This window comes from Draconibacterium sp., assembly GCF_041583095.1.
Classification (GTDB): Bacteria; Bacteroidota; Bacteroidia; order Bacteroidales; family Prolixibacteraceae; genus Draconibacterium.
In genome coordinates this window covers 1-8,893 of record NZ_JBFHGM010000210.1, presented here as the reverse complement: position 1 = coordinate 8,893, position 8,893 = coordinate 1, and the positions used below count along the sequence as shown (strand labels likewise).

At 39.1% G+C, this 8,893-nt stretch carries 11 protein-coding genes; 5 read left to right on the top strand and 6 right to left on the bottom strand.

The window, feature by feature from the left end:
* Positions 1 to 293: 293 nt before the first annotated feature.
* Positions 294 to 683: a hypothetical protein gene (locus tag ABZB17_RS16730; RefSeq protein WP_372651759.1), complete on the top strand. Its 390-nt coding sequence runs from the start codon at positions 294 to 296 to the stop codon at positions 681 to 683.
* 16 nt (positions 684 to 699) lie between these two features.
* Positions 700 to 1,167 (top strand): PEGA domain-containing protein, encoded by a 468-nt coding sequence (locus ABZB17_RS16725; protein ID WP_372651757.1) that lies wholly within the window; start codon positions 700 to 702, stop codon positions 1,165 to 1,167.
* Positions 1,168 to 1,273: 106 nt separating this feature from the next.
* Here the strand turns inward: ABZB17_RS16725 and ABZB17_RS16720 are convergent, their stop codons facing one another.
* Positions 1,274 to 1,435 (bottom strand): hypothetical protein, encoded by a 162-nt coding sequence (locus ABZB17_RS16720; RefSeq protein WP_372651756.1) that lies wholly within the window; start codon positions 1,433 to 1,435, stop codon positions 1,274 to 1,276.
* Between the two features lie 282 nt (positions 1,436 to 1,717).
* Here ABZB17_RS16720 and ABZB17_RS16715 point away from each other — a divergent pair, with 282 nt between their 5' ends.
* Positions 1,718 to 2,560 (top strand): alpha/beta fold hydrolase, encoded by an 843-nt coding sequence (locus tag ABZB17_RS16715; protein WP_372651754.1) that lies wholly within the window; start codon positions 1,718 to 1,720, stop codon positions 2,558 to 2,560.
* The gene (locus ABZB17_RS16710) at positions 2,541 to 4,307 is read left to right on the top strand and encodes a response regulator (RefSeq protein WP_372651752.1); all 1,767 of its coding nucleotides are present in this window, start codon (positions 2,541 to 2,543) and stop codon (positions 4,305 to 4,307) included. Before ABZB17_RS16715 ends, ABZB17_RS16710 begins: the two co-directional genes overlap by 20 nt.
* 54 nt (positions 4,308 to 4,361) lie before the next feature.
* Here ABZB17_RS16710 and ABZB17_RS16705 read toward each other — a convergent pair whose 3' ends face one another.
* The 4 genes from ABZB17_RS16705 to ABZB17_RS16690 form a co-directional block, all read right to left on the bottom strand.
* Positions 4,362 to 4,913, bottom strand: a complete 552-nt coding sequence (locus tag ABZB17_RS16705) for a 2-oxoacid:acceptor oxidoreductase family protein (protein ID WP_319503225.1) — start codon at positions 4,911 to 4,913, stop codon at positions 4,362 to 4,364.
* A gap of 12 nt (positions 4,914 to 4,925) precedes the next feature.
* Positions 4,926 to 5,711 (bottom strand): thiamine pyrophosphate-dependent enzyme, encoded by a 786-nt coding sequence (locus ABZB17_RS16700; RefSeq protein WP_372651750.1) that lies wholly within the window; start codon positions 5,709 to 5,711, stop codon positions 4,926 to 4,928.
* Positions 5,712 to 5,724: 13 nt separating this feature from the next.
* Entirely contained in the window at positions 5,725 to 6,846 is a 1,122-nt protein-coding gene (locus tag ABZB17_RS16695) for a 3-methyl-2-oxobutanoate dehydrogenase subunit VorB (RefSeq protein WP_372651748.1), read from the bottom strand.
* A 113-nt stretch (positions 6,847 to 6,959) separates the two neighbouring features.
* Positions 6,960 to 7,187: a ferredoxin family protein gene (locus ABZB17_RS16690; protein ID WP_038560826.1), complete on the bottom strand. Its 228-nt coding sequence runs from the start codon at positions 7,185 to 7,187 to the stop codon at positions 6,960 to 6,962.
* Positions 7,188 to 7,524: 337 nt separating this feature from the next.
* On the opposite strand from ABZB17_RS16690, the gene ABZB17_RS16685 reads away from it, so the two are divergent.
* Entirely contained in the window at positions 7,525 to 8,370 is an 846-nt protein-coding gene (locus tag ABZB17_RS16685; protein WP_372651746.1) for a Nif3-like dinuclear metal center hexameric protein, read from the top strand.
* A 120-nt stretch (positions 8,371 to 8,490) separates the two neighbouring features.
* Here ABZB17_RS16685 and ABZB17_RS16680 read toward each other — a convergent pair.
* A partial coding sequence (locus tag ABZB17_RS16680; RefSeq protein WP_372651744.1) for a DUF4252 domain-containing protein occupies positions 8,491 to 8,893 on the bottom strand: 403 nt, incomplete at its 5' end.

Genomic DNA, 8,893 nt, shown 5'->3' with positions numbered 1-8,893 from the left:
CAAATACAAATACCAACATTCGCTATTCCCAGAAGTACAGGGGGCTTACTTTTGAAAAATAAAAACACCTGATTTGAATATCAAGAAGTTAGAGATATGAATTTAAACTAGATCCGGTTTCCCGGACAACAATGATATAAAATAAAAAAATTATGCTTAGTTTTAAGCAGTACCAATCAATGTAAAAAAGGACGCACAAAAACCAAATAATTAACGCGCATGTGTTTAACACCAAACAATATCAGTATGCCTTTTGGAGACTTATATTTTTCTATTAACTAAATTATAAACTAATGAAAATTAAAACCTTAATTGTAGTTTTAGTAACAATTGTACTATCAGCTTGCAGTCCAAAAATCACAACAAATCTGACTAACAAACAACCTGCACTTCGGGCAGAAGACAAAATTGCTTTGCTTGATGTACATCATAATTTGCCTGAAGGGACAACAAAAATTGGAGACCTCAGATTTCAGGATTCGGGCTTCTCAACCGATTGCAGTTTTAATAGTTTGATGAACAGAGCGCGGATACAAGCCCGCGAAAATGGCGCGAATATTGTTAAAGTCGTCGAAAAAAAGGCACCTGACTTATTGAGCAGTTGTTACCGACTTAAGATTGAACTTTACAAGTACGATGGAGACGTATCAAGAATACCACAATATCAATTAACCTTAGATTAGTTTAAAAATTAAATCAATGAAAAAATCAATTTTAGCATTATCAATTGTAGCTGCATTGTTATTCTCGTCTTGTGCTACAATTATTTCAGGATCTCGTCAAAATGTTACAATTGCCTCCACTCCAAGCGCGGCAGATGTATACATAAACGGAATTGACATGGGAAAAACGCCGGTTACCAAAAATCTTAAAAGGAATCAGGAATACACCGTTTTAATTGAGCTGGAAGGGTATCTGCCTTATGAAACCTTACTAACCAAAGAATTTAATGCCTGGTACCTCGGAAATATTCTGATTGGTGGATTAATCGGGCTAATTATTGATCCGATTACAGGTGCGATATATAAGTTAAGTCCTCAGGATTTGCATGCCCGACTCGATGGCGAGACCGTATTGCAAAATGATGGAAAAGATATGTACATGGCTGTTTCGCTTGATATTGACCCTAGCTGGGAAAAGATAGCTCAACTGGAAAAAGCCGAGTAAGCACAGAACAAAGACAGGCACTAATTGACAAGTCTGTTTATGAAAAAGACCGATCTGTATAAGTTTAACATATACAAATCGGTCTTTCTTTATTTTATTGATTTTCCTAATGTTCAACTTTTACACTGTCTTTCAAATCGCCCAACGGATAATAAGGAATCATATTCTCTGCCATCCAGTTATTGGCTTCCACCCGGCTCATTTGTTCAACCCTAGTTACAGATTGAGACCACCTTTGCAAATGAAGTTCCTTTTTTATCCAACACATTCTGAATAGCTTTTTTTAGCGATCGTTTGCATTTACGAGCCTTAACCGCAGTGTGCACCGCCTGGCGTGTAACATACTATGTTCCGTACAATTGAGCGATCGTTAACATTAAAAGGACTGATATAGCATAATCGAACAGATCACACTTCTTCATAAACAGCTCGGGTATAAACCTCGGAATTTACACCTAAAAGAAAGACAGAATAAAAGAAAAACATTTATTGCGTTTCTGGTTTTAATTGCTAACTTACCTTTCGAATACAAAAGCCTAAAGTTTTGAATATGGGCATTTATAATCATCCACAGAATATAGGAGTCCGGGGTAAAAAAATCACTTATTACCGTTACGGAAAAGGTGAAACCGTGTTGTTTATTCATGGTATAACAACCTATTCTTTTATATGGAAAGAGGTTATTCCGTTTCTTAAAGATGATTATGAAATTGTGATGCTCGATTTATTGGGGACCGGAGACTCCGACAATGCATTGGACGAAAATATTTCGATAAAAAAACAGGCATATGTAATCAAAGATTTCTGTGATCAATTGGCACTCTCTAAGTTTCATTTGGTATGTCATGATATCGGGGGCGGAATCGGACAAATATTTGCTGTTAACTGGCCTGATTTACTTTACGATCTAACGCTTATTAACACTATTGGTTATAATTTTTGGCCGGTACAGCCTATTATCGCAATGCGCACTCCGATTATCCGGCAAATAGCGATGGCTACACTCGACCTTGGCATGTTCCAGATTATTGTAAAACGAGGCTTATATCATAAGGAAAAACTTAGCGACGAATGGATGCAGGAGTTTCAAAAACCATTAAAAAACTCATCGGGCAGAAAAGGACTCTTACACCTGGCCAAATGTCTCGACAATACAAATCTTACGGAGCTTAAAGAAGATCTCAGAAACCTGCAAATTCCTGTTCTTATTATCCAGGGTGAAGCTGATGTTTATCTTAGTTCATCGATAGCCGAAAAACTTCATTCTGAAATAAAAACCAGTACCTTGGTTAAAATAAAAAACGCAGGCCATTTTGCCCAGATTGACGAACCTAAAAAAATAGCAGAACTGTTGCTTAATTTTATAAAAACCGATGACAAAGGATTTAAATAAAAAAATACTTGAACTTGAAGCTAAAATCGAAATCCTTGAACTTGAAAATGAAACCTTATCGGCAAAAGCAGAAGAAAATCTTCTTCTAAGCACAGCGTTCAACGAAATAACTCACTTTGATGATATTAGTAAAGTAATCGAGCATACGCTTGAAAGTATTTCTATCCTGATGAACATACCGATAACGGGCATGTTCGTGTTTGAGAACGAAAATTTTATTTGCGAGAACTATTATATATTATTTACCAATGAACAGTTTACCAATATTGAGTTTACAGTTTCAGACGCATATTTAAACAAGATTAAAAAGGAAGAAACCATCTTATTAACGAGTTATGAAAAACAGTTTAACTTCGGGGCAACGAATTTAAATTTTTCTCCAACAAAAGCATTGATTGTCCCAATGCTGTCGGAAACACTACCCAACCGTTTTTTTGTTTTTATATGCGATTCTAATGACACAATACTGGCCGACAAAACAAATTTACTTGAACAGATTGTTGAAATTCTCACGACCAATTTCGAGCGAAACTATTACCATAATGAGTTGATAAAACTGAATGGACACCTGGAGAAAGAGGTAGAAAAAAGAACCCAGGAATTGGTTATTGCCAAAGAGAAAGCAGAGGAAAGCAACCGGTTAAAGTCTAGTTTTTTGCAAAATGTAAGCCACGAGATTCGTACCCCGATGAATGCTATAATGGGCTTCTCCAGTCTCCTTTCCGATAATTTGGATAATAAAACAAATCTTAAAAGATTTGCCGATATTATTCATCAGCGCAGCGGCTATTTGTTAGACATTATCAATGATATTCTGGAAATTTCACAGATTGAATCAGGACATTCGAAAATAGATATTACTGACTGTAATCTGTCGGAACTTTTTATTGAGCTGAGTTCAAACCTTTCCGCACAGCAAACACAGTTAAACAAGCATAATATCAATATTCTTTTCCCCTGGGATAAGCTTGATCTGAAAAAGAAAATCCGCACCGATAAGAGGAAACTGCAACAAATTTTGCTAAACCTGATGAGTAATTCTCTAAAATTTACAAAGGAAGGAAGCATTGAGTGCGGATATACCTACGATGAGAATAGCATTGAATTTTATGTAAGAGATACAGGCTGCGGGATTCCCAAAGACAAATACAAAGCAGTTTTCGACCGGTTCAGGCAACTTGAAACCACTTCTGAAATGAACCTGCGGGGTACCGGTCTGGGACTTTCTATTGCACAAGGACTGATACAATTACTTGGAGGATCCATCTGGCTGGAATCGGAAGTTGGCAAAGGTACTACCTTCTATTTCACCATAAAAAACCATTTACCACAAACAGTTACTCCTTCTGTGAAAGAACAAAAGCATTCTGAATCGATAAAATTTGACCACAAATCAGTTCTTATCGTTGAAGATAATCCTTTCAATAACAAATATTTGGTGGAAATCCTGAAGTCGACGAACATGAATATTAAAACGGTTGAAAACGGGAAAGATGCAATAGATATTGCTGAGAAAGAAGATTTCGACATTATATTAATGGATATAAGACTTCCGGATATTAACGGGTATATTACCACCAAAAATATTTTACAACGCAAACCGGGAGTGAAAATTATTGCACAAACCGCCTATGCATCTGCCGATGATGAGATTAAATCGTATGAAGCAGGGTGTGTCGATTACATCAGTAAACCTTTAAATAGAAACAAACTCTTCAACACACTTTCCAAACATTTACAACCATAAAAAAAGCCCCTCATCTATACAGATGAAAGGCTTTCATTTATTTGTCTTAGTCTTTTACACTAGTTGAATATCTTCCACAATCTCCTGCCCTTTTTTAATAGCCTCCAGGTTGAGCGGAATTAATTTGTGGTAACGTTCCGGAAGCGATTTTTCCAAACCTTTTTCCACGTTATCCAGCGATAGAATCGGCCGAACTTTCAGGTAACTTCCAAAAACAATCATATTAAACACTTTTGGATTTCCCATTTCAACAGCCGTTTTTGTGGCTTCAACTTTAAAAATGTTGATATCCGTGCGTGTTGGCGGATGAATCACTCCATTCGGATCGTACAATAAAGTTCCACCGGGTTTCACCGCTTTTTCGAATTTGTCCATACTCTGCTGATTCAGAATAATGGCAGTGTCAAACTCCTGCAAAATAGGCGAACTGATGCGGGTATCGCTAACAATTACAGTAACGTTGGCAGTTCCGCCACGCATTTCAGGTCCGTACGAAGGGAACCAGGTTACTTCCTTGTCTTCCATAATACCCGAGTAGGCCAGAATTTTTCCCATTGAAAGTACACCTTGTCCTCCAAATCCGGCAATTATCATTTCTTCTGTCATAGCTTCAATTTTTTAATTTTCCGAATGTTCACCTTTTACACTGTCTTTCAAATCGCCCAGCGGATAATAAGGAATCATGTTCTCCTCCATCCAGTTGTTGGCATCAACCGGGCTCATTTTCCACCCCGAGTTACAGGTTGAAACCACCTCAACGAATGAAGTTCCTTTTTTATCCAGAACATTCTGAATTGCTTTCTTCAGCGATCGTTTGCATTTACGAGCCGTAGCTGCCGTGTGCACCGCCTGGCGTGTTACATACGATGTTCCGGGTAACTGAGCGATCAGGTTGGTAATCTTCATCGGATAACCATTCAAATCAACATTACGTCCATAAGGAGTAGTAGCTGTAACCATTCCTTCCAGTGTTGTTGGTGCCATTTGTCCACCGGTCATTCCGTAAATTCCGTTATTGATGAAAACCACAAGAATATTTTCGCCACGGTTGCAGGCATGCATTATTTCGGCTGCTCCAATCGATGCAAGGTCACCATCGCCCTGGTAGGTAAACACAAAATTATCAGGATTTACACGGGCAACGCCGGTTGCTACTGCAGGAGCACGACCGTGAGCGGCTTCCTGCCAATCGATATCGATATAATTGTAAGCAAAAACTGCACAACCCACCGGTGCAATACCAATGGTTTTTTCCTGAAGGCCCATTTCTTCAATCAATTCGGCAAGTATTTTATGAACCACACCATGAGAACACCCCGGGCAGTAGTGCATAATATCGTCGTTCAGAACTTCCGACTTTTGATAAACCAGATTTTCCGGCTTTATAATTTCTTTAATGTCCATAATTTCCTCCGGTTTAGTAACTACGTTTAACTCCATAACTCAACTCCCACGAAAATTTTTCCTCCAGTGCTTCAACTACCTCTGTTGGTGTAGGTATAATTCCTCCCATGCGACCAAAATGGTTAACACGGGCATTGCTTCCGGCCTCGTAAACCGACAGTTTAATGTCTTCCACCATTTGTCCGGCACTCATTTCAACCGAAAGGAATCCTTTGGCTTTACGTGCCAGTTCCTGAATGGCTTTTTTAGGGAATGGGAACAAAGTAATGGGGCGAAGCAAACCAACTTTCAGGCCTTTTGCCCGGGCAATTTCGACTGCCTTTTGGCACACACGCGCCGACGTTCCGAATGCGACAATTACAAACTCGGCATCGTCGCACTGAATAGCTTCGTAACGTACTTCTTCCTCTTCCATCTTGCGGTACTTCTCCTGGAAACGACGGTTGTTTTCTTCCATTTTGTCGGAATCCATTTCCAGCGAAGTAACAATATTCTTTTTGCGGTCGGCAGTTTTTCCGGTCGTAGCCCAGTCGCTGCTCATATCCAAGATCTGTTCTTTTGTCCAGCGTGGCTTTTGGTCGGCCAGCTCTACTTTTTCCATCATTTGACCAATGGCTCCATCAGCCAAAATCATTGCCGGATTGCGGTATTTAAACGCCAGTTCGAAACCAAGATCAACAAAATCGTTCATTTCCTGAACCGAAGCAGGAGCAAGCACAATCATTTTATAATCGCCGTGACCACCACCTTTTACACTCTGAAAATAATCGGCCTGCGAAGGTTGAATGGTTCCCAGTCCGGGGCCGCCACGTTGTACGTTTACAATTAAACAAGGCAACTCCGCTCCGGCGATGTACGAAATTCCTTCGGCCATCAGGCTAATGCCCGGGCTTGAAGAAGAAGTCATTACCTTTTTACCGGTAGCCGCAGCTCCGTATACCATGTTTATCGAAGCAACTTCACTTTCGGCCTGTAATACTACCATTCCTGTTTCGTTCCAGGGCTGGCGTGCCATAAGTGTTTCCATCACTTCCGACTGAGGTGTTATGGGATAGCCAAAATAGCCGTCGCATCCGCAGCGGATGGCGGCCTCGGCCAACACCTCGTTTCCTTTCATTAATCTTAATTCTCCCATATCTTGGTAATTAATTTTGATTCTTGTTTTTTGATACTTGATACCAGATGAAGAACGATGGATGCAAGAGTTAAATCATTCCTTCAATCCCTCATTTCTTCAGCCCTTAATTTCTAGCTGGCTTTTACTCGGTAAATCGTTATGCAGGTATCCGGACAAACAACACCACAATTGGCGCATCCGATACAAGCATCAGGATTTTCCATATACGAATAATGATATCCTTTGCTGTTTACCTCTTTGTGTAATGCCAATACATCGTGCGGACAAGCTTCCACACACAGACTGCAGCCTTTGCAGCCCTCCTTATCAACAACAACTGCTCCTTTTACTTTTGCCATTTTATAATGATTTTACAACAAAATTAACAATCTGAACAACGTAAAAAACCTATAAAAATCAGCTTATCAGACTTTTATAACCAGTGGTTTGAGTTCTTAATTATTAATGGATTTTTTCTTTCAGATTCGAATTTTATCACCGTAAATTATTTTGAGTTTTTACTCTGCTGACAAAACTATTTTATACAACATAAAATGTGTGCAACAATAGTTGCTTTCTAATTTTGGATATTGAACAATATCTATGTTTTACACCAGCTGTAGCACATATACGGTACAATGGCAAATAAAAAATCTTTACTTTTGAAATCATCAATACCATTTAAAAATTCAACCAATGAAAAAACTTCTGCTTTTCGTAATACTTATTCCTTTTTGCACATTCGCACAAAATAAACCAACTCCCCGCTCGGTGGTAAACCAAATAAAAGAAAATGTAACCTGCGATTGGGCCGAAACAACAGTTGATATTTTTAAAGCTGGCAATCCGGACACCGAAATAAAAGGAATTGCCGTATGTATGTTTGCCGATATGCGAACCCTGCAAAAAGCGGTTGAAATGAATTGCAACTTTATTATTACCCACGAACCTGTTTTCTACAACCACCTTGATGAAACCAAAGCTTATACAAACGACCCGGTCTATAAAGAAAAACGCAAATTTATTGAAGACCACAAGTTAATTGTATTCCGGTTTCATGATCATATCCACATGACTCAACCGGACGGGATTTATGCCGGAATGATTGAAAAACTGGGCTGGAAGGATTTTGCTGTTAACGATGGCGGTACACTATATAAAATGCCGGAGATACAATTAGCTGACTTTGCCCGTGAATTAAAAGACCAATTGGGACTACAAACTGTTCGTGTGATTGGCAATCCCGAAATGAAATTTACGAAAGTGGGGCTGGCTGTTGGTGCTCCCGGTGGTGCACGCCAAATACAAATGCTGAATATCCCAGACGTTGAAGTAATGGTAGCCGGCGAAGCCAGCGAATGGGAAACCTACCTTTATGCCAATGATGCCACCACGCTGGGAAAAAACAAAGCCGTTATTTTTGTTGGACATATTAAATCAGAGGAGGCCGGCATGGATTATTGTGCACAATGGCTAAGAGGTTTTGTGAAAGGTGTGCCTATTCATTTTATTGAGAATGAGGCGAATTTTGTAACGTTTTAAATTTTGAAGAGAACTCACACTTCGACTTCGCTCAGTGTGACAGTTAAATCAAGCATAAAAAAAATCCGGGTTTTCCCCGGATTTTTTTTCAGATATGGTTCAATTTGATGGTAAAATCGGTTATTCAAAATCACCTACATCAACATTAACTGCTTTAGTGATCTTGCCAATATTTTGCGGATCGATTATTCCACTGATGCTGATCAATGCATTGTCATCTCCGCCGACTACAAGAATCAGATCTGATATTTTACCGTTACCGGCATCGCGGGCAAGAAAACGAACAATTTCATCGTCTTCGGTTACTTCCATCAAAACTTCAAAATCGTTGTTTTTGAAAAAACCATCAGCTTCCAGTTCTTTGTAAAAATCGAGTTTTTCATTTAAGGCATCATCTTCCACGGATAAAATACGAACGCCGTTTAAGCCTGATAGCAACTCTTGTGTGTCTTTGTCGCCTGTTTCAATTTGAGCGGCAAATCCCAGTAATTTACCCGAAATATTTACTGTGGTCATTCCCTTT

What these genes read in the sequence shown, in the direction of transcription:
- ABZB17_RS16730 (WP_372651759.1), top strand. Translation starts at nt 294, where the DNA reads ATGAAAATTAAAACCTTAATTGTAGTTTTAGTAACAATTGTACTATCA.
- ABZB17_RS16725 (WP_372651757.1), top strand. Translation starts at nt 700, where the DNA reads ATGAAAAAATCAATTTTAGCATTATCAATTGTAGCTGCATTGTTATTC.
- ABZB17_RS16720 (WP_372651756.1), bottom strand. Translation starts at nt 1,435, where the DNA reads ATGTGTTGGATAAAAAAGGAACTTCATTTGCAAAGGTGGTCTCAATCT.
- ABZB17_RS16715 (WP_372651754.1), top strand. Translation starts at nt 1,718, where the DNA reads ATGGGCATTTATAATCATCCACAGAATATAGGAGTCCGGGGTAAAAAA.
- ABZB17_RS16710 (WP_372651752.1), top strand. Translation starts at nt 2,541, where the DNA reads ATGACAAAGGATTTAAATAAAAAAATACTTGAACTTGAAGCTAAAATC.
- ABZB17_RS16705 (WP_319503225.1), bottom strand. Translation starts at nt 4,913, where the DNA reads ATGACAGAAGAAATGATAATTGCCGGATTTGGAGGACAAGGTGTACTT.
- ABZB17_RS16700 (WP_372651750.1), bottom strand. Translation starts at nt 5,711, where the DNA reads ATGGACATTAAAGAAATTATAAAGCCGGAAAATCTGGTTTATCAAAAG.
- ABZB17_RS16695 (WP_372651748.1), bottom strand. Translation starts at nt 6,846, where the DNA reads ATGGGAGAATTAAGATTAATGAAAGGAAACGAGGTGTTGGCCGAGGCC.
- ABZB17_RS16690 (WP_038560826.1), bottom strand. Translation starts at nt 7,187, where the DNA reads ATGGCAAAAGTAAAAGGAGCAGTTGTTGTTGATAAGGAGGGCTGCAAA.
- ABZB17_RS16685 (WP_372651746.1), top strand. Translation starts at nt 7,525, where the DNA reads ATGAAAAAACTTCTGCTTTTCGTAATACTTATTCCTTTTTGCACATTC.